Raw genomic sequence first — 18,678 nt, 5'->3', positions numbered from 1 at the left:
ACACGACCAGTGATGGTCAGAGTTTGCTTGGCAGCAACTTCTGCATTTGCAACTACACCGCAGATCAGGGCGGCGAAGACGGCAATCATGGATTTGATTTTCATAGTTTTCTAGTTTGTTTTAGGTGCTTATTCAGGATTTAGGATGTAAATCTTTTATATCTATTGGCGAGAAAAAATATCCACATCTTCTTCGTCAATTCACAAATTCGAGGCTTCTTCGTTATGAATGCTATTTGTGCCGACATCTTCCATGGCTTTTGCCAATGGAGATGAGCTCGGTTCCAGTAAAGAAAATGGCGGGAGTTGGAGGCGAGTAGCTTGTGTTGCGAGTTATAGAGCGCGTCAATCAACTGATTTAGCGTGTAGATGGCAAGCCTTATTTTTTTGCTTTAGACTCGAAATATAGCTCACTGTAGGAGGGCGAATTGAGCAGTTCGATGGCTTCTTTGGCTTTGATTCGCGTGATGTCGGAATTGGATTCTTGGGCGAGTCGTTCCAGCGCTGGGATCATTGCTTTGTCTTCATAAACGATGATGGCTTCGAAGGCTGCTTCACGGGTGTTTTCGTCGGTATTTTGGAGTGCTTCGACCAGTGCGGTGTGGATTTTTTTGGCCCCAGCGGGCTGGTAGGCTAGGTCTGCTAGGCGGTTGATTTTCTCCGTTGGGTCTGTTTCATCGCGGTACATGGCAATGGCACCTTCGATGTCGCCCGGTTCCGCGCGCTGTACAAATTGAGAAAGGTCCATTTGTTTGCCGTTAATTTCGACAGGGGTGCCGTCGAGGACGATTCTTTTTGGCCCGGTGTAGGCGCTTTCCTTATGCTCCATCTTGGGGGCTTTCCCCTGTGATAAAGCTGGTAGCGGGGCTGGCGCTGGCGTTGCGACTACTGTTTCAGAAGCTGGCGCTGGTTTGGGGCCTGAGTTCAGGCCGTAAATGGCGAAGATCGCAATTGCGGCGACGCCAACAATCAGGGCGATAAGATATTTCTTCATAAGCATTTCTCGGGTAGGACAGCAAAGTAGTGATGTCCACCTTATTTTCTTAATGGACTGCTTGGAGCCGTACAAGTTCCCATTGATCACAGACCTTGACACTCTGCATGCAGCCTGCAAATTCATCGTCCTTTACCCGAAGGGTGTGGCTAAGTCGCTCCCGACAAAAATTTCGATATCCACTACGTGAGCAAACAGGCAGCATTTATTACAGGCATAACTGGGCAGGATGGTTCCTACCTCTGCGAAATGTTGCTGGAAAAGGGTTATGAGGTGCATGGCCTGGTGCATCGCCCGGAATCGCTCCAGAGCGGTAATATTCGTCATCTGGTGGAGAATGAGGCGATTTTTAAGAAACAGCTTTTCTTGCACACGGGTGCTTTTGAAGATGCAACCCACCTGCGCCGCATTATTAATAAGGCCCGCCCCGCTGAGTTTTATCATTTGGCTGGCCAATCCAGCCCGCGCCTGAGCTTGGAATTGCCGGAGGCGACCGTGGAAAGCATTGGTATGGCGACTCTTCGTTTGCTGGAAATTATCCGCGACCTGGATGAGCCGCCTCGCTTCCTTTACGCCTCCAGCAGCGAAGTCTTTGGCTCGCCCGTTCATTCTCCGCAGGATGAGCAGACTCCTGTCCGGCCGACGACTCCCTACGGTGCCGCCAAATCGTTTTCTCAGGAGATGAGCCGCATTTACCGCACGGCTTACAGTCTGCCAACTTGCTCGGCCATTCTTTATAACCACGAGTCCCCGCGCCGCCGCGACACCTTCGTTACCATGAAGATCGCCCGCGCCGCCGCCCGCATTAAGCTGGGCCTACAGAAAGAGCTCGAGCTAGGCAGCCTGCAAGGGCGTCGCGACTGGGGTTGGGCACCCGATTACGTTCGCGGCATGTGGATGATCCTCCAAAGCGACACCGTGGACGACTTTATACTGGCCACCGGTAAGCTGCACTCTGTTGAGCAACTCGTGGAAGCGGCCTTTAACTGTGTCGATCTGAACTGGCGTGACTATGTAAAGCACGACCCCGCGCTGGTCATGACGGTTGAGCCCTACGCCCCCTGTGGTAACCCCGCCAAGGCCAAGCGCCTGCTCGGCTGGCAAAATACCGTTCCTTTTGAAGAAATGATCCAGCGGCTGGTCGAGTCTCAGCTGGATCGCTCGCGCGCTTAATTAAATAAACCCTTATACAATGAAGAAAGCACTGATTACTGGCATCACTGGGCAAGACGGTTCCTATTTGGCGGAACTGCTGCTCTCCAAAGGCTATGAGGTTCACGGCATTGTCCGCCGCTCAAGCTCGATTAACCGCGGGCGCATTGACCACCTCGGTCAATATTCCCAAGGCCCCGACGCCCGTCTGCATCTGCACTATGGTGACCTCGGCGATTCTGTTGCGCTGGTGAAGCTCCTTTATAGCCTGCAACCCGACGAAATTTACAATCTCGCCGCCCAGAGCCACGTGCGTGTGAGCTTTGATATTCCGGAATACACCATCGACACCACCGGCACCGGTGCGGGTCGCATTCTGGAAGCTATCATCGAGTCTGGCATCGGCAAAAAGGTCCGCTACTATCAGGCCAGTTCGTCTGAAATGTTCGGGAAGGTGCAGGAAATTCCGCAAAAGGAAACCACGCCATTTTGGCCGCGCTCGCCCTACTCCTGTGCCAAGGTCATGGCTCACTGGCTCACGGTCAACTACCGCGAGTCCTACGATCTTTATGCCTGCAGCGGCATCCTCTTCAATCACGAGTCTCCGCGCCGTGGTGAAACCTTCGTCACCCGCAAGATCACCCTCGCCGCCGCCGCCATCAAGCTCGGCCAGCAGGACAAGCTTTACCTCGGTAACCTCGATGCCAAGCGCGACTGGGGCTTTGCCAAGGAATACGTGGAAGGCATGTGGCGTATGCTTCAGCAAGACGAGCCCGATGACTTCGTCCTCTCCACCAACAAAACCTACTCGATCAAGGAATTTCTCGACGCCTCCTTTGAAGCTGTCGGCCTTGACTGGAAGGAACATGTGGAGTTCGACAAGCGCTTCCTGCGCCCCGCCGAAGTTGACCTGCTCATTGGAGACTACTCCAAGGCCAAGGAAAAGCTCGGATGGGAGCCGAAAACGGACATGAAGCAACTAGCCAAGATCATGGTGGATGCCGATATGGACCTGCTTCAGGGCAAGAAATTCGACCCGGCTAACCGTCCGTAACGTCATTTGAGGACTTCGAAAAACCGTTTCGCATGCATTTAAGGTCGGGATGGAAACCGTCTCGACCTTTTCCAATTCATTATAATGCCTGAAATCGAAACCAGCGACCCCGATATCGACTACTCGCAACGCCCTTTGCCCGAGCGCTACAAGGGCCACCGGGTAGATGTTGATGCGGCGAAGTATCAGATGGTGCCGTGGGCCGAAATCTGGCGTTTTCGCGAGCTGTTCGGCTTTTTGGCCTGGCGCGACTTCATCGTCCGCTACAAGCAGACGGCGGTTGGCATTGGCTGGTCGCTTCTGCAACCGCTGTTGATGATGATCGTTATGACGATTGTCTTCGGCTACTTCGCAGGCTTGGCCGAGGGCTCCACTGTTCCCTATGCGGTCATGGTTTTTTCCGGTGTCATTGTCTGGCAGTTCTTTTCGCAGGGCCTGACCAACGTGGCGATGTCGATGACTAATAATAACGCCATCGTCGCGAAAATATATTTCCCGCGCCTTATCCTGCCCGCCAGCTCGCTGCTGGTCAACTTGGTCGACTTCGCGATTTCCATGCTGCTGCTGGTGGTTCTGATGATTGGCTACGATGTCGCCTTCACTTGGCGTTTGTTCTGCCTCGTGCCGCTCTTGCTGCTCGCGGCAACTCTCTCCTTCGGGGTGGGGACCCTCGTTGCGGCGCTCAATGTGCGCTACCGCGACTTTAAGCACATCCTGCCCTTCGTTGTCCAAATTGGCCTCTACATCACGCCAGTTGGCTTCAGCAGTGACAAGGTGCCGGATGCCTGGCGCTTCGTTTACTCGCTCAATCCGATGGTCGGCGTGGTGGACGGTTTCCGCTGGGCGATCCTCGACAGCGCCACGCTCTACTGGCCTGGCCTGTGGATTTCGATCATCCTCACCCTTGGCATTTGCTACATTGGCATCCGCTTTTTCCGCAGCAGCGAATCCTGGTTCGCCGACATCATTTAAATGCCGCAAATAAGCACAAGATTCGCAAAGATGTATACTCAACCGATAATCATTTTGCGCTCTTTTGGGCCTCTTTGCGGCAAGTAAAGCTTCATGGATAACTTCGCGATCAGAGTCGAGAATCTCGGCAAGAAATACCGCATTCACCATCTGCCTAATGGACAGAAGATGCCGGGTTACTCGCGCGTCAATGAAGACATCACGCGGATGCTCAAGTCGCCCTTCAAGTTCCTTTCCAAAAAGGCTCATGAAGAACACAAGCCGGAGACTGACGAAGATTTTTGGGCGCTGAAAGACCTCGATTTTACTATCTATCCGGGGGAGCGAATTGGCGTTATCGGGCGCAATGGCGCGGGCAAGTCTACCTTGCTCAAAACACTGAGCCGCATCGTTACACCCAGCACCGGGAGGATGACCATCCAAGGCCGCCTCGCCAGTTTGCTTGAGGTCGGTACCGGGTTTCACCCCGAGCTTACTGGTCGCGAAAATATTTTCCTTAACGGCTCGATCCTTGGGATGGCGCGTAAGGAAATCTCGAAGAAATTTGACCAGATCGTCGAATTCTCTGGCGTAGAGCGCTTCCTCGACACACCCGTCAAACGCTACTCTTCGGGCATGTATGTGCGGCTGGCTTTTTCGGTCGCCGCGCACCTCGATTCGGAAATTCTGATCGTTGACGAAGTGCTCGCTGTGGGTGACAAAGAATTTCAGGCCAAGAGCCTTAAAAAAATGCGCGAGCTGACTCAGGAGGAAGATCGAACGATTCTTTTTGTGAGCCATGATTCCGAAAAAATCCGTAGTCTTTGTGGGCGCGTCATTGTGCTCAAGGGGGGGAGGGTCCTCACTGATACGACCGATGTCGATGCTGGCTTGACACTTATGGAAGCTCAAACGCCGGCCAAGTAAACACACTCGCCATGAACCACCTCTTCCAGCTCGGTCGTTGCCTCCAAGCAAGGTGCTGCGCGCTCTGGGAGCCATGTCCAAAGCTGGCGCGGATTGTCCCCAGTTCGCAGAACGTATTGCTGGTTCGCCTGGCAGGAACTGGGGCCCTCGAACGATTTGCTCTACCTTATTCCTCGGCGGGCGGTTATGTCTAGTCTTCGTCAACGCCTTGCCTGCTACGCCTACGTGATGTCGGACCTCGCGCTGGGGTTGGGCCGTAGGCTCGGTATCAAATCGCTTGGCAGCGGGAAGCGCCATGCGCGCTACTCGCCGGAGAAATCTGCCGATTATGCGGAGTGGTATGTTGGCCTGTTTGAGGAAATTCTGGGGGGGGGGGCTTATCATGGCGATGTTTGCGAACTTGGCCCAGGTGATTCGTTGGCGGGGGGGGTGCTGATGCGTGCACGTGGTGCTGAGAGCGTAACTTTCTTTGAGCGCTTTCAATCGCAACATGATCGGGAGCGTGAACGTCTTGTAGCAGAAATTCTTCTGGAGCGTGAAAAAGAAAAACGAAACTTTGTTCGGCAAAGTCGCTTTGCGTCGCAGAGTATTGATGGTATCTTTAATGACTTCCGCTTGATTCAGGGAGTTGCGGCGGAAGATCACTTGCGCAGCGATCCGGCGGCGTATGACCTGATTATCAGCAACAGCGTTTTTCAGCACGTGCTCGATCCGGTGCCACTGCTGCAGCTCTGCTATGATCGGCTGAAGCCGGGCGGGCGCATGTTGCACGTTATTGACTTGCGGAACCTTGGTTTGCTCAAGCGCTGGGGCGAGTTGGCTTGGATGGATACGCCGCCTGCGTTGCACCGTCTCATGGTGCAAAATACCGGCCGTCCTAACCGCGTGCGTTTTCAAACTTACCGTCAATGGGCGGAATCGCTCGATGGCGATTTTTCCGTGTTGATTCGTCATCTTGTGGGTAACAAGGAAGCACTCGGCGACATTCCGGCGGCTGAAGTTTCGAGTGAGATCTGGGATGCCAGTCGTGAGCTGGTAGAGGTCGCCCGTCCGCACTTCACGCCGACACTGCGTTCCCACAGTGCCAGCGATCATGCGGTTGCTACATTCTTGCTTTGCGTTACAAAGCATGGAGCTTAGAGCGCGCCTCCCTGGAGGCAGGTGTAGTCGATCCGGATATCCAGGCTGGTTGCCTGAGGGTCCGTGGAATGGATGACGACGTTGTTGCGAAACAATCCCTGGGCGACGTTACCCAAGACGGCAACTGCGATGCCGACGGTGCCACCATGAATGATGGAGGCCGTTGTGTCCAGAAGCGGCGATGTCGTTGAGCGATTGCTCCGGAGGATGTCGATATCGGAGACCGTGCTGCCGCCGTTGTTGCCAAAAACCAAGAGGCGCGTAATGAGGGCTTTGTCTGTCGGCAGGATGTCCTGCGTGCTGCTGATCAGCTCCACGTTACCCGTGCCGCCGTTGTAGGCATCGACGTCATAGGCGCGCAGGTAGCCTTCGCTTTTAGGGGCCAGATGCTTCACGCCGGTAGTGCTCGCAAGCCCATCGTGCTGATGGCCGGACAGGTCATGCACCTGATAGCCCACCCCCTCGTCGAGCGGCAGCGCGATCTCCAAGTCGCTTGTGTCATTCACGGCTATCCAGCTGCTCAGATCGTGTTCGCGCAATTGGGCAACTTCATCGCTGCTCAAAGATTGGCTGAGAAAGCCAAAGCCACTGAGTGATCCGCTGAAGTAAAGTGACGATCCAGAGGAACCTATATACAGTGGGTCCTCATTGCTCAGGTCGCCAAGCGCCGTGGGGTCGCCCGTCGCCTGAAGCTGGCCATCCATGTAAACCGCGACTCCAATGGCGCTATCGACATCGATACTGACGACAAAATGGTGCCATTGCCCGTCGTTAACCACGGCTGTAGTGTCCACGCTTACGCTGTCTGATCCGTCATCCAAAGTTACGCGCAGCAGCCCGCTACTAGTCAGGCTTATTTGAAGGTGCGGCGTCGATTCGCCTTTGTGCAACAAGGTTTGCTCTGCTCCCAAATCCGTTCGAAACCATCCGCAGACGGCCCAGTCAGCAGTCATGTCTTGGTTGAAGGCGTTGCCGAGATTGATCTTCCCGCTAATGCCATCGAGCAACACGCCAGGGCGCGGAATAGTCGGCGAAAAGGCAGCAAGAGCTGTATCCACGTAGGTTTTTACGCTCTGCTGAGTGGGTAAATGTAAATTACTTTGCGATGCAAAGTCATCCTCGTCGATGGCATTCATCTGTGCGGCGCTGCCTAGGCCCAAGTTTCCGCGGGATTCTTCCGCATCGCTTAGATCGGCTAAGTTTTCCGAGAGGCGCAAGAATCGAGAATCACTTTGCGATGCAGAGTAAAATGTTTCGCTGGATGAAGAAACTGGCTCGCTGCTGCTGCGTCCGCCACCAAGTATGCGGATGCGCCCCGCGGCCACGGTGCGTGTTTGGGCGGGGCTGTCGTTGGTCGTTACGGCAATCGTCAGCCAGCGGTCACCGGGCGCGAGATTGGTTTGGGGGGCATCGAGCGTGACAATGGCGTGCGCTTGATCAGCAGAGAGGGACTCCCACTGGGTCAACGTCAGTGCCGCGTTCATTTCGCTGGCGGCAATGGTTTTTGAGCGGATTGAAACTGCCTGCGACGACGGGCCGCGGAGATCGTAGTCTTCGCCGTCGTCGTCGATAAACGCAGGCTCAGCTTCAGCGTGTAGCGGCTTGATTTCGAGGTGCAGGCTGCTGATGCCGGAGAGGTCGGTCAATAACTCACCATCGTTAAATAGCGCGATTTCAAACTGCGCGTCGTCGCCGGCGCGTAGCTTGGGAATGAAGCCCGACAAGCCACTGCGAAGCTCGTCAGCGAAATTTTCGAACTGAAACATATCGGCCGCAATGCGGATGCGGGCGCGGGGAAAAGTGGACATAGTTGGAGGAGGTTGAAGTTTAAAGTTGAGGGGGGGATTGGTTTTAAAGGCCGGCTAGGCGGGTGGCTGTGGCGGCGCGTGGGCGACGGTTGGAAACGAAAAGGCCGAAAGTGCGGCGGACGATGGCGGCGGATTCTGGGTCGATTGGCGTGCTGACGGGCAATGCCCCTGTGCTGATTTCGACTAGGGAGTCGATGGCCAATTCAAGCATTGTGTCTTGCGCTTCGGTTAGCGAGAAGCCGGGTAGCTTGCCGTCGAGTGCGCCCAGGCAAAGTGCGGCGGATGAGGAGATGGTCTCTGGCGGCAGTGCGCTTTGGCTGGCGCTCAATTGGTTGGTCGCTTGCTCGCGGATGGCGAGTCGCATGCGGAGCGTGACTTCAGCAATGGCGAGCGTTAGCAGGTCGTTGTCGAAGCCTTGATTTGGGCGCGCTGCAAGGCTTTCGCGCTGTGCGGCGGTTAACAAAAGGTCAACGTGCGATTCGGTGAGGGAAATCCAAGGGGTCATGGTGTTGGGGGGGTGTTAAAATTAAAGTTGGATTCGTTACTTTGTATCGGAGAGTAGCTTTGTAGTGCAGAGTTTAGATGGCGCTGGACGGGTCGGACGTGCCTGCGCCAAGTTGAGGGTTAGGAGGCGCTGACGGTCAGCTTGCGGATGCCGAGGTTGCTCGTGGCGACAACGGTGCTGTAGTGCTCGACGGTGATGTCGGTGAACTTCGTGTGCTCTTCACGGAAGACGCGGAAGTCGCCGCCTTCGCTCGGCGTCACGAATCGCTTCAGATTTGACGGTTCGTCTTTGCTCAGGGCTTGCTGGCCGAAAAACGCGTAGACGGCATTGCCGACAATGGCGCTTTTGGTCGCGGCGCTGCTCTGGTAGCGTGACGAGAAAACACGCGCATCGTCCAGGAACAACTTGCGGGCCAAGTCGCTAAGCGTATAGTTTGCGCCGGTGTTGGCACCCGCATTGTTTTGGGATTCGTAGGCGCTGGCGCGTAGGTCCCATGCGCCTTCGCCGAGGATGAGACGGTTCGGGCGAATGCCGGATTCATCGGCGGCGGCGATCAGCATGGTGCGCAAATCACCGTCGGGATTGGTGGAGTCGTCCCAGACTTTATTGCCGTTGGTGGCTGCGGTGTCCAGCGCCGTAATCGCCCGCCGCAGTTCATTGCGGAGCAGGCGCTGGAGCAGGATTTGAACGGTGCGTTCCTCCCAATCCGAAGTGGTGATTTCGTCATGGTCGACGCGGACGGTAAGGCCCTTGTTGAGGGTTTTCGCCTGCACGGATTCACCGCGATAATCGACACGTTTGAAGGTGCTTCCAATGGCGCGAAGATCGTCGGTCTCGGAGAAAAACGCTTCAGCGTTGTCTGCTCGTTTGAACTCGAATCGACGGCCTACGTTGACGGACGGCGCGACGAAATCGAGCAGCGTGGCCAAGTTTTCGGGATCTTGCCAGCCGACCGTAAAGGCGGTGAGCGCTTCGCTGAAGTGAGCGGCGTTGAAGCGGCTTTCATTGGCCGCGTGGATTTCGTTGATGGATGGGGTGGTCATAGGATTGCTTTGGATTTGGATGTTTCTTGTTTAGGTTTTATGGGGGGTTATGGGAGGACGATGATTTTATCTGGTGCGGCTTGTAGGGCTGCGCCCAGGTTGGCGATGTCCTCGCTGGTAGTGCCGGAGAATGTATTCATGACTTTTGTTTTGCGTGGTGGAACGGGGCATACTTCAAGTCGTTCGCCATCGCTCGCGGCAGCGGTGAGGGCATAGCCGATGTGGTAGTAGTCACCGGCGAGTGTGGGCTGGTCCTGGACTTTTCCGTTGGCGGCGGTGTAGACACTGCTGCCCGCGGAAATGGGCTTACTAGCGACCATGAGCAGTGTGCTGGGCACGGCACCGAGCAGCGCGATATTGACGGGCTCGCCAACGGTGCCTTCGTCTGTGATGACGCCTAGCGGCAGGTCTGCGGCGTCGCAAAGGTCGACTTCGGCTTCAGTGCTACCAGCTTTGCCGATCAAGTGACGTGTAGTCGTCGCTGTCTCGAGCGTTTTCGTGATGCCGCCTTCGTGGACGCCAGTCGCCACATTGGCGAAAACGGGACGCGCGCAGAAGAGGGCGAGGAGGATGTTTTTTAGGGTATTCATTTGGTTTTTTGTATCGTTGTGTTGGTTTGTTTGGTTGATGCTTTGCGATAGAAAGTCGCTCTGCATTAGAAAGTATTAAATTGATCGAAGAGATCGGGCCGCTCTTGCTTGATGGCGCACCACGCGACGGCAAAGGCTTCACCGGTGCGGGAAATGCGTTCATTGACGTGGGCAAGGAAATCTCCACTGGCTTGATTGGCGCTGGCTCGGGAGCGGAGTTGCTCCGTGCAAGCAACGGTCTTGAGTGCGGGCTGGCGGGCGTTGAGTTCCGAAAGACCGCGCTCTAAATCTGCCTGCAAACCTGCCTCCCAGCGGCTCACTTCATTAGGCGCGATGACGCCAGCGAGGACGGCATCGTCGAGGATGGTGCCAATGTGCTCTTGACGCTCGTTGGTAAGGGAGACGTGCTCGGGGGTTGACGGGTATGCGGCGGTGGCGGATTGCTCATTGGCAATGGCGTCGCCGGGGATGTTGGGGTGGTTGGTCAGCCCAACTGAGATCAGGCGGATTGGCTCAAAGGTGCCGTCGCTAAGTGGTCGCATGGCCCAACGCGGCGAGAGGAATTTATAGAAGGCGTTACGGAGGATGTTTTGCCCCGCTTCTGACCAGTGAGGAAGGATGTAAAGTCCGTCTGGGCGTGCGTCGAGGGCGTCAATCCAGGCGTAGGAACGGGTGTCGGTATGTCCGCTTTGCCCTGCAAAGTGATCGTCGTCTGGGTGGCCGATGTAGATTGGCAGGCCTCCGAATTTTCGAGCGAGGCGTCCGCGAAGGGACTTGAAATGCCGTACGATGCCTTGAGCGGATTCGCGAGTGAAGCGTTGCATGCCTTGCGAATGGTGCCAGTCGCCGTATTCAGCGAGGCGGAGCCATGCGCTTGAGCGTTGAGTAGCAGAGGGGATCTCACTGGTGAGACCGGGGGCTATGTTGGTTTTCATGAGAAGTGTTTTTTTTGGAGGAGAGGGATTAAGCTTTGTGTTGCAGAGTTTGAGTTGGTTGTAGAAAGCGTGTTATGAGCGAGGTCAGGGCTTTGGGGAGGGCGGCGATTAGAACGTCTCGGGCAATTTCAGAACCCTCGTTTGTTTGGGTACTTTCCTTGTGGCGGATTACGATGCGGGCGCGCGGTTTTTGACCGAATAGGTAGTGCGTGACCCAGCGATCGACTTGACCGTGAAGTGTCTCTGAGAGGTGGGCGACGTCCTCCCGTTCAATAAGTGCAGTTTCTTTGCCTTGCAAAGTAATGCCTGCGCCGCTGTCGGCTATTGAGCCCATGGAGGAGCCACGCCAGAGGGTCGCTATTGCTTTATCCATGCGGTCAACGAGTTGCGGATAGGGGAGTTGGCCGGTGCTGGATAAATCGATTGCTTCGATGTCGGTGCCGCGAGCCATGAGTGCGTGGAACTCGGCGCCGAAGTCGTGCACGGCGTCGCGGGCGGACTCCCATTCGGCGCTGCCTGGGGTGGCGTCGGTTACGCCGCGGACGCCGGGCATGCCGTTGCGTTCGCAGTAGATCAGCCAGTCTCGGAGGGGGAGATGCTTGAAGAGATAGGCGACGGCAGTTGCTTCCATGAGGCCATCGCCGGTCGTGATGAGCCACTCGCCATCGCGCAGGGTGTGGCCCTGGGTGGATAGATCATTGGGCAAAAAGCGGAGTTGGCCGGTGCGGTTTTCAAAGAACCACAATGGGACAAATCGGAAACTCGCGGTTAGGCGGGGGGGGGAGTCGTTGCGGGGTTGCGGGCTCCAAACGATTTCATGAACGGCGTAGCGTTTGCCGATGGCGTCCATCATTTGGCGGAGAAGGAGGGCCATTCCTCCGCGTTCATTTTGATCGGCGGCGTTGGTGGAATCGATGTTGCGGTAGAAGTCTTCCAAAGAAGCTTTGTGTTGCAAAGCGATTGGCGAGTCATCGTCGGCAACGATATCCCAGCCAAATCGCCCGGGGGCTTTTTTGCGTTTGGTGGCGACGGCCTTAATGAGGTCGTCGCGCTGCTCAATGACTTCCCAGAGGCGGGCGGCTTCGGCGAGTGATCCAGCATGAAAGGCGTCAAGCTGGCGGGTCAGTCCTTCGGGTGTGAGCGAACGAACGGGGTTGAATGCGTGGCGACGCGAGCGGCGCAGGTGGGTGGGGGTGGTTTTCATGAGGTTAAAGTTTAAAGATTAAAGGTTAAAGTGTGGTGGGTGTTTGTGTGTGGGGGATGCGGGGCAGGTGGGTGTGGGGTGGTGGTGGTGGTGGTGCGAGTTGATTTAGAAGCGACGGGTGCGGGTGAGGGGTTCGAGGTAAGGTTGGTGGATGGGACGCGTGCTGGCATGGAGGGCGAGGGCGAGGGCCCAGAAACGGTCGGCGTGGCCGTTGGGGCCGTGGTCGGCGGTGAAGCGGATGTTGCCGGCTGCGGTGGGCTCTTTTTTGATGGCGCGCAAGTCGGCACGGATGTGTTTGTCGTTGGGGATTTTTACGCAGCGGTCTTCGAGTGCGCTGCGGAGCGGATAGGCGAGGGACTCCTTGACTGGGGACGTGAAGGTGACGCCCTCGACGCGGTAGCGGCCGTATTGCTCACGGGCGCGTTCGGCGAATTGGCGACCGAGGCCAGTCTCGTCGATGCATGCGCGGCGGAGGCCGGGGAGCTGCATCAGACTGTGGAGGACTTCTTCTTGCTGAGAAAACGGGGTATTTTTCAGGCAGATTACTTTGCGGGAGAAAGTTTGATCGCCGATCGATTCCAGCAGCCAGAAGACGGTGAGGTCGTGATCGCGGGCAAGGTCAACGCCGAGGTAGAGGGAGGGGTTTACCGGTTCATAAGTCGGGCGGTTTATTGAACTACCGAGAGGGTGTGGGGGGGGGAGGAGGCGATGGGTTTGGAGGTCGAGTTCCCACGATTCGTGGTCGCTGTATTCGGCGGCGGCAATGAGGTCCCAGGGCAAAAATGCGGCAGTGTCATCGGCGGGTATGCAGCAGTATTCCTGTCGGAAGGATTCCTCGCTGGCGCAACTTTGCCGCACAAAGTTAAAGTAATCCGCGGTGTCCATGGATTGGCGGGGATCATTGGGCGGGAGCTTGTTTTTAAGCTTGTCGAGAAAGCCTTCGGCGAGTGCGTCTTCGAGGGTGACGCGGTGGAGTGAAATGCCCTTAGGGTTGCCTCCGTGGCGGGCTTCGTTGACGAGTTGGCTAAAGAAATTCTGCGAGCCGCGGTGGGTGGAAATAATTTCCAACTGGCCGCCCCAAGTAAGGCCAGGAGATGCGATGGCGTAGAGTTGGCGTGGGTTGCGGTGGAGGGCGAACTCGTCGAGCACACGAGCACCGCGCTTGCCAGCTTGGGCATCGGGGTTACTGGTGAGGGAGTGGATGCGCGGGCCTGAGGCGAGCTTGAGCGTTTGTGAGCTGGAGCGCTCGGCGCTGATGAGCGTTTGGCCGAGGTCTTGTGCGGCGAGGTTGAGCGCATCGGCGAATGCGCGGCAGTCTTCAAGGAAGAGCTTTGCCTGAATGGCGTCACGCGAGGAAACCCAGGCGTCTAGCCGCTGATCACGCTGTGCGGTTCGACGAACGAGAGAGTATGCAGTGGCCCAGGAAATGCCGATTTGGCGGGACTTCTCCATCACCTTGAAGGGGGAGGGGTCCTCGATCCAGCGTTGTTGATAGGGGAGGAAAAAGGGAGGCATGAGTTTAAAGGTTAAAGATTAAAGTTGGTGGGTGTGGATGGGACGATTTAGGGGGGGGGATGGGCTTGGATTGACAGGCGGTGGGGTTGATGACATAGTTTACGCATGAAAACATTTACGAATGGACGGCGTTGGGTGATCCTCTTGATTGCGCTTCTGATGGGTATGGCTGGCGCGGTTTATGCGCAGAACGCGAACACGGTTCGGATCAATAATTCGAAATCGACGCCGAGCATTGAATCGATCAATGCGAAGCTGGATCGGATTATCCAGCAGCAGGGCGGGCGTTATGTGTTTTTGATTTCGGCCGAGGGCGACCTATGGCGCCTCGACACTTTCACTGGGCAGCTTGCGATCTTGAATATGGTGAGCGGGGCGGAGTGGGACACGCTGGATGTGCCGGAGAAAACGCTGCGCTCGGGCAATGCCTTTTATGAGCAGTTTGTGCAGAAGCTGAATCGGATAAATTTTGATAATAATTGATTTCATTGGATCTGTGGGTCTGGTGATTGTTAAAGGAGTTTGAGGCGGCGTTCGATTTCTTGAATGGTCTCGGGAGTGAGGCCAGTGGTGCGTGTGGCGTCGTGGATGGTGGCTTCGAGCTGTTGTCGTCGGGCGTCAAACTCGGCCTGTTTGAGGTCGGCTTCGCGGATTTTCAATTCGAGTGCTTTGAGCTGGGTGAAGGCACCAGTGAGTTTGTGGATGATTGCAGAGAGCGTGTTGAGCTCGGTAATGTCGGGATGGGCATTTTCGGCGAGCAGGCCGTAGAGCGACTTCCAGGCTTTGCTGACGGAGGCTTCGGCGGTGTTGTGGCCGGGGCAGGAAACTTCGAGGATTTGTTCGGTGTGTCTACGCTGGGCGATGACTTGGTCGATGTGTTTGCTAAAGGAGTTGATGGGTGAGGAAGGCATTGGATTGTGGGTTTGAGGCATGGGGTGCCCTGGCCCGGCGTCGCTGCGTGGCGACGCCGGGTAGCTGTGGGTAGCGCTGTGGGGTTGTTAGGGGATGGGGGTTGGGGTAACTTTGTAGCGCAAAGTTAGTGGTGGGATTGTAGTCGGTCGAACTTGCCGCTGAACTCGTTGATGCGCTGGGTGTAGATCTCCGATTGCGCAATGAGGGCGGCGATGTGTTCGGCGTTTTGACGGATGAGGCGGTGGATGTCGGTGTGATCGATTTTCAGGTCGCGTTGATGGGCGGCGAATTCGTCGCGGAGTTTTTGTAGGTCGGTTTGTGTGGCGTAGGTGAGCTTGGGGTCGGGCGATTCCGCAAGGTGTTCGCGAAGTCGCATGAGCAGAATCGCGCCGCCGAGAAGTGTGATGCCAGAAAGGGTGAATGCGCCGAGGAAGGCAGGGTTGGGGTCCATGGGGGGGGAGGTTAAAGTTTCAAGATTAAAGGTTGAAGTTTGCTGGGTGTGGGTGGAGGAAGGGGCCGCTCCCTGGGGGGCAGGGAGCGGCGTGGGGTGTTTTTTTTGGGGGGGGGTGTTGGTTTTGCTTTGTGATGCAGAGCTAGACGCGGTTGTGGCCAGCGAGAGAGCCGCCGAAGTAGAGGCCGACGATTGCGCTGAGCAGGTGGGTGTCGAGCGGGGTGATGGTGAGGCCGCGGACTTCCTTCCAGTGGATTTTTTCCACGTCGTTGGTGAAGAACCAGAAGCCCTCTTCGAGCTCCGGGTAGCCAACTTGCATTAGGATGTCCGGGCGCCAGATGGCGATTATCTTGGGCAGGGCAACCACCGTGAAAACACAAGTGAGAGCGATGACGCGGCGAGTCCATTGGAAGCCGGGATTGGAGTAACGACGAGCCTTGTCAATATGGCCTGCTTGCTCAGTGAGCGCTTGCATGGCGAGCAGTCGCTCTTCGCGACGGGCAGCATTGGACATGGCCCACATTTTCATTAGGCCACCAAACATGGAGGAACCAAGTAAGGTGACGAGTTCAGCGGGAAAGGCGGGGTTCATTGGGAGGTTAAAGTTTAAAGATTAAGGGTTATAGTTGTGGATTGGTAGGTGTTGGTGGATGGGTGTGGTGGTTGATGTTGGGGTTGAGGTGGATGTTGATTTAACTTTGCGGTGCAAAGTGTCGTCAGGAGCGAACGGGCCGCTCTCGCTTGGGGTTGGGTGGTGGCGTTGGTGGATGGAGTTCGGGGTGGTGTTGCTTTGGTTTTGGATGAGCGGGGCGGCCCGTTCGCTCCTGACGATAGAAAGAGAATAACAAATTATTTCCGGACTGACAATGGGTCGGCTGGCTCAGTTGGCTCGGCTGGTTGAGTTGGCTCGGTTGGGCAACTTTTTTGCGGTTTTTGAGCATGCCGCCGCGATTTTCTGGCTCTCACTATTATTTGTTAACGCTGGGAGCTATTCCCTCGTGCTAGTTGGCGCCGTTTTTACACAAAACGAGGGTTGGAAATTGCGCAGAAATAAGTTTTTTTAGAATAATATGCGAATAGTGACTCGGGAGACGGTTTTTCACCACGGCATCGGTTTACCGCCGGGCGAAGTTGTTCCTTTGGAGAGCGATATCTGCCCGGACACCGAAATCCGGCTCATGGCCTATGGCGAGGCGGACTATCTGGAGAAGAATGATTGTTCACCAGACGAACTGATCGCCGCGATCGGCCAGCACCCCGTGAGCTGGATTCACATTAGCGGCGTTAGTGACCATGCGTTGATTACGGATTTCTGCGCGCGCCTGGGAGTGCATGCGTTGGCGATTGAGGATATTCTGAACACCGAAGGCCGCCCCAAAATAGACGAGTTTGACGACGACCTCTTCGTGCTTACGCGCGCGGGCTTGTTTAAGGAAGACGAGCAGGCGATCTATATGGAGCAAGTCACGTTCTACCTGGGCGACAATTTTTTGGTGAGCGTGCAAGAAAGTAACGAAAAACTTTTTGACCCAATCGTCCGGCGCATTCGTAAAGGGGGTGGACGGATTCGGCAGCGTGGTCACAGCTATCTGCTCTTTGCACTCATGGACGTAAAAAATGACTTCATGATGGACATCGTGGATGAGGTGGAGGACGACATCGTGGCGATGGAGCAGGGCATGCTGGAGTGTAATAGCGATAAGCTTGCTCGTAAACATCGTGCGCACGAGACAGGATTGAGCATTGAGACGATTTATCACAAAAAGCGTGCAGTGCTGGCGCTGATGCGCATTTTGCTGCCAATCCGCGACAACGCTAATCGTTTGGAGCAACTCGATCATATACGGTTGGCCGAGGAGGATCGTTTTTATTTCCGCGACTTGGCGGACTCATCGCGCCGCGCCGTGGACCGCATGGACCACCACCGAATCATCCTGCAAACGATGCAAGAATTCTACCATTTGGAGCAGGAGCACCGCACTAACGAAGTCATGAAAGTGCTGACGATCATTGCCACGCTTTTCCTGCCGCTCACGTTCATTGCTGGAGTTTACGGGATGAATTTTGACCACTCAGTCAGCAAATGGAACATGCCGGAGCTGTATTGGAAAATGGGTTACCCGATTTGCCTGGGCTTTATGGCGGCTGTCTTTATCGCATTTCTGGTCTACTTCCGCCGGAAGAAATGGATTTAAATTGGCGGTCTCTTAATGAAAATGATGGCATGCGCCGTAATGATTGCTGTGTAAAATACCGCTTGCCGATTCACTCGCTCTGACGACAATGGCCCCCATGGCTGACCGCATTTTCCGAATCCTCCTTGCCGCTTTGTGGCTTTGCCTCACCCCGCTCTGGGCTGATGAAACGACTCCTGCCAAGCCGGCACCGAAGTTTTTGCCCACTGGTGAATTACGTGTGGGGATTAACCCTGAGCAACCGCCATTGATCTTTATCGACAACGAGCGCATATCCGGGCTGGAGGCGGATTTGGCGCGCGCGTTCGCTCTGGATTTGGATGTGCCGCTGAACTTCATCGTGATGGAATGGGACGAGCTGTTGCCCGCGCTGAACGATGGCAAGATCGACATCATCATGTCGGGCATGTCGGCGACGGAGATCCGTGCGGTGCGAATTAATTTTTCCAAGCCGTATTTGGTCACGGGGCAAATGCCGCTCGTACGTGCCGCAGATATTTCCAAATACCCGACGACGCTCGCGCTCAAGAATACTCAAGGCCGTGTGGGGGTAGAGCCGGGGACAACCGGCGATTTCCTGGTTCGGGAGACTTTTATTTACGCCGAGCGCGTGCCCTTTTCTGATATCCAGAGCGCCGCCAAATCATTGGCCGCTGGCCGGGTAGATATGGTCATCGCCGATGCACCGACGATCTGGTGGTTGGCTGCTGAAGACGAGAATGCAGGCTTAAGCCCCATTGCCGCTGTGCTCACCCAAGAGCGCATCGCCTGGGGCGTCAGCAAGTCCAACCCTGAGCTACTTGCCGCCGCGAACGGCTTTTTGGTTAAGCTTCAGGGCGCTGGCATGCTCGATAGGTTCATTGCTCACTGGTTGCCTTTCACCGCGAAGAAATAGCACGGTTTTCCTTGTGTTAGTTGACGCGGGAGGATCAATTTTTCTCCTCGTCTTCTGCCTTTACAAGCTGCTGTGAGCCTGCCAGCATTTTCGCTTTGTTATACAGAGTCTGCGGGCGTAGTACAACGGCTAGTATGTGAGCTTCCCAAGCTTGAGATGAGGGTTCGATTCCCTCCGCCCGCACCAAGCTGCTCTTACGTCAGATGACGCCAAAGTCGGAAAGTCGGCGTCAACCTCTTCATTTTGAGGAACTTCGGCAACTTCGCCATGGTCCCCTGAATTGTCAGATTGTGACAATGGAAGACCCTCCGAGTCTGGTCTTTTTCTAAAGCGCCGGACTAACGATTCAAGCGGCCTCAATCACGTAAGCTCGACCATGCTGCTTCATATCATAGAAATTGGGCCTTG

At 55.7% G+C, this 18,678-nt stretch carries 19 protein-coding genes and 1 tRNA gene; 9 read left to right on the top strand and 11 right to left on the bottom strand.

Annotation, left to right across the window (positions count from 1 at the left end):
* Positions 1-378: 378 nt before the first annotated feature.
* A complete protein-coding gene (locus IE065_RS12890) occupies positions 379-993 on the bottom strand; it encodes a HEAT repeat domain-containing protein (RefSeq protein ID WP_189515725.1) in 615 nt (204 codons plus the stop codon).
* Between the two features lie 186 nt (positions 994-1,179).
* On the opposite strand from IE065_RS12890, the gene IE065_RS12885 reads away from it, so the two are divergent.
* From IE065_RS12885 to IE065_RS12865, 5 genes are all read left to right on the top strand, one after another.
* Positions 1,180-2,166 (top strand): GDP-mannose 4,6-dehydratase, encoded by a 987-nt coding sequence (locus IE065_RS12885; RefSeq protein WP_200163272.1) that lies wholly within the window; start codon positions 1,180-1,182, stop codon positions 2,164-2,166.
* Positions 2,167-2,185: 19 nt separating this feature from the next.
* The gene (gene gmd, locus IE065_RS12880; RefSeq protein WP_189515724.1) at positions 2,186-3,199 is read left to right on the top strand and encodes a GDP-mannose 4,6-dehydratase; all 1,014 of its coding nucleotides are present in this window, start codon (positions 2,186-2,188) and stop codon (positions 3,197-3,199) included.
* Positions 3,200-3,283: 84 nt separating this feature from the next.
* A complete protein-coding gene (locus IE065_RS12875; RefSeq protein ID WP_189515722.1) occupies positions 3,284-4,171 on the top strand; it encodes an ABC transporter permease in 888 nt (295 codons plus the stop codon).
* 93 nt (positions 4,172-4,264) lie between these two features.
* Positions 4,265-5,077 carry an ABC transporter ATP-binding protein gene (locus tag IE065_RS12870; protein WP_189515720.1) on the top strand — a complete coding sequence of 271 codons (813 nt, stop codon included), beginning with the start codon at positions 4,265-4,267 and terminating at the stop codon, positions 5,075-5,077.
* Between the two features lie 186 nt (positions 5,078-5,263).
* Positions 5,264-6,217: a class I SAM-dependent methyltransferase gene (locus tag IE065_RS12865; RefSeq protein ID WP_189515718.1), complete on the top strand. Its 954-nt coding sequence runs from the start codon at positions 5,264-5,266 to the stop codon at positions 6,215-6,217.
* Here the strand turns inward: IE065_RS12865 and IE065_RS12860 are convergent.
* From IE065_RS12860 to IE065_RS12830, 7 genes are all read right to left on the bottom strand, one after another.
* Complete coding sequence (locus IE065_RS12860) at positions 6,214-8,025, bottom strand: LamG domain-containing protein (protein WP_189515716.1); 1,812 nt, start codon at positions 8,023-8,025, stop codon at positions 6,214-6,216. The genes IE065_RS12865 and IE065_RS12860 overlap by 4 nt on opposite strands.
* Positions 8,026-8,068: 43 nt before the next feature.
* A complete protein-coding gene (locus tag IE065_RS12855; protein WP_189515714.1) occupies positions 8,069-8,530 on the bottom strand; it encodes a hypothetical protein in 462 nt (153 codons plus the stop codon).
* 119 nt (positions 8,531-8,649) lie between these two features.
* Positions 8,650-9,573, bottom strand: a complete 924-nt coding sequence (locus tag IE065_RS12850) for a hypothetical protein (protein WP_189515712.1) — start codon at positions 9,571-9,573, stop codon at positions 8,650-8,652.
* Positions 9,574-9,620: 47 nt separating this feature from the next.
* On the bottom strand, positions 9,621-10,163 hold the full coding sequence (locus IE065_RS12845) for a DUF2190 family protein (protein WP_189515710.1): 543 nt from the start codon (positions 10,161-10,163) through the stop codon (positions 9,621-9,623).
* A 65-nt stretch (positions 10,164-10,228) separates the two neighbouring features.
* Positions 10,229-11,098, bottom strand: a complete 870-nt coding sequence (locus IE065_RS12840) for a phage protease (RefSeq protein WP_189515708.1) — start codon at positions 11,096-11,098, stop codon at positions 10,229-10,231.
* Between the two features lie 28 nt (positions 11,099-11,126).
* On the bottom strand, positions 11,127-12,302 hold the full coding sequence (locus tag IE065_RS12835; RefSeq protein ID WP_189515706.1) for a phage portal protein family protein: 1,176 nt from the start codon (positions 12,300-12,302) through the stop codon (positions 11,127-11,129).
* A gap of 105 nt (positions 12,303-12,407) precedes the next feature.
* The gene (locus IE065_RS12830) at positions 12,408-13,817 is read right to left on the bottom strand and encodes a phage terminase large subunit family protein (protein WP_189515704.1); all 1,410 of its coding nucleotides are present in this window, start codon (positions 13,815-13,817) and stop codon (positions 12,408-12,410) included.
* A gap of 105 nt (positions 13,818-13,922) precedes the next feature.
* Between IE065_RS12830 and IE065_RS12825 the strand changes: the two genes are divergently transcribed.
* Positions 13,923-14,300 (top strand): hypothetical protein, encoded by a 378-nt coding sequence (locus IE065_RS12825; protein ID WP_189515703.1) that lies wholly within the window; start codon positions 13,923-13,925, stop codon positions 14,298-14,300.
* A gap of 29 nt (positions 14,301-14,329) precedes the next feature.
* On the opposite strand, the gene IE065_RS12820 is transcribed toward IE065_RS12825, so the two are convergent.
* The 3 genes from IE065_RS12820 to IE065_RS12810 all read right to left on the bottom strand — a co-directional run bounded on the left by IE065_RS12820 (position 14,330) and on the right by IE065_RS12810 (position 15,772).
* Complete coding sequence (locus tag IE065_RS12820; protein ID WP_189515701.1) at positions 14,330-14,728, bottom strand: hypothetical protein; 399 nt, start codon at positions 14,726-14,728, stop codon at positions 14,330-14,332.
* Between the two features lie 125 nt (positions 14,729-14,853).
* Complete coding sequence (locus IE065_RS12815) at positions 14,854-15,180, bottom strand: hypothetical protein (RefSeq protein ID WP_189515699.1); 327 nt, start codon at positions 15,178-15,180, stop codon at positions 14,854-14,856.
* Positions 15,181-15,322: 142 nt separating this feature from the next.
* Complete coding sequence (locus IE065_RS12810) at positions 15,323-15,772, bottom strand: hypothetical protein (protein ID WP_189515697.1); 450 nt, start codon at positions 15,770-15,772, stop codon at positions 15,323-15,325.
* 478 nt (positions 15,773-16,250) lie between these two features.
* Here IE065_RS12810 and corA point away from each other — a divergent pair, with 478 nt between their 5' ends.
* From corA to IE065_RS12795, 3 genes are all read left to right on the top strand, one after another.
* Entirely contained in the window at positions 16,251-17,375 is a 1,125-nt protein-coding gene (corA, locus tag IE065_RS12805; protein WP_189515695.1) for a magnesium/cobalt transporter CorA, read from the top strand.
* A gap of 97 nt (positions 17,376-17,472) precedes the next feature.
* Entirely contained in the window at positions 17,473-18,270 is a 798-nt protein-coding gene (locus tag IE065_RS12800) for a substrate-binding periplasmic protein (protein WP_189515693.1), read from the top strand.
* 111 nt (positions 18,271-18,381) lie between these two features.
* Positions 18,382-18,456: transfer RNA gene (locus IE065_RS12795), tRNA-Gly, on the top strand.
* The last annotated feature ends 222 nt before the right edge of the window (positions 18,457-18,678 follow it).

Source organism: Cerasicoccus arenae, assembly GCF_014651635.1.
Taxonomy (GTDB): domain Bacteria; phylum Verrucomicrobiota; class Verrucomicrobiia; order Opitutales; family Cerasicoccaceae; genus Cerasicoccus; species Cerasicoccus arenae.
Note: the sequence above shows the minus strand (reverse complement) of the source record. Positions and strands in the feature narration are given on the sequence as shown.

Coding starts and splice junctions, on each gene's coding strand:
- IE065_RS12890 (WP_189515725.1), bottom strand. CDS start 993: ATGAAGAAATATCTTATCGCCCTGATTGTTGGCGTCGCCGCAATTGCG.
- gmd (WP_189515724.1), top strand. CDS start 2,186: ATGAAGAAAGCACTGATTACTGGCATCACTGGGCAAGACGGTTCCTAT.
- IE065_RS12875 (WP_189515722.1), top strand. CDS start 3,284: ATGCCTGAAATCGAAACCAGCGACCCCGATATCGACTACTCGCAACGC.
- IE065_RS12870 (WP_189515720.1), top strand. CDS start 4,265: ATGGATAACTTCGCGATCAGAGTCGAGAATCTCGGCAAGAAATACCGC.
- IE065_RS12865 (WP_189515718.1), top strand. CDS start 5,264: ATGTCTAGTCTTCGTCAACGCCTTGCCTGCTACGCCTACGTGATGTCG.
- IE065_RS12860 (WP_189515716.1), bottom strand. CDS start 8,025: ATGTCCACTTTTCCCCGCGCCCGCATCCGCATTGCGGCCGATATGTTT.
- IE065_RS12855 (WP_189515714.1), bottom strand. CDS start 8,530: ATGACCCCTTGGATTTCCCTCACCGAATCGCACGTTGACCTTTTGTTA.
- IE065_RS12850 (WP_189515712.1), bottom strand. CDS start 9,573: ATGACCACCCCATCCATCAACGAAATCCACGCGGCCAATGAAAGCCGC.
- IE065_RS12845 (WP_189515710.1), bottom strand. CDS start 10,163: ATGAATACCCTAAAAAACATCCTCCTCGCCCTCTTCTGCGCGCGTCCC.
- IE065_RS12840 (WP_189515708.1), bottom strand. CDS start 11,098: ATGAAAACCAACATAGCCCCCGGTCTCACCAGTGAGATCCCCTCTGCT.
- IE065_RS12835 (WP_189515706.1), bottom strand. CDS start 12,302: ATGAAAACCACCCCCACCCACCTGCGCCGCTCGCGTCGCCACGCATTC.
- IE065_RS12830 (WP_189515704.1), bottom strand. CDS start 13,817: ATGCCTCCCTTTTTCCTCCCCTATCAACAACGCTGGATCGAGGACCCC.
- IE065_RS12825 (WP_189515703.1), top strand. CDS start 13,923: ATGAAAACATTTACGAATGGACGGCGTTGGGTGATCCTCTTGATTGCG.
- IE065_RS12820 (WP_189515701.1), bottom strand. CDS start 14,728: ATGCCTTCCTCACCCATCAACTCCTTTAGCAAACACATCGACCAAGTC.
- IE065_RS12815 (WP_189515699.1), bottom strand. CDS start 15,180: ATGGACCCCAACCCTGCCTTCCTCGGCGCATTCACCCTTTCTGGCATC.
- IE065_RS12810 (WP_189515697.1), bottom strand. CDS start 15,772: ATGAACCCCGCCTTTCCCGCTGAACTCGTCACCTTACTTGGTTCCTCC.
- corA (WP_189515695.1), top strand. CDS start 16,251: ATGCGAATAGTGACTCGGGAGACGGTTTTTCACCACGGCATCGGTTTA.
- IE065_RS12800 (WP_189515693.1), top strand. CDS start 17,473: ATGGCTGACCGCATTTTCCGAATCCTCCTTGCCGCTTTGTGGCTTTGC.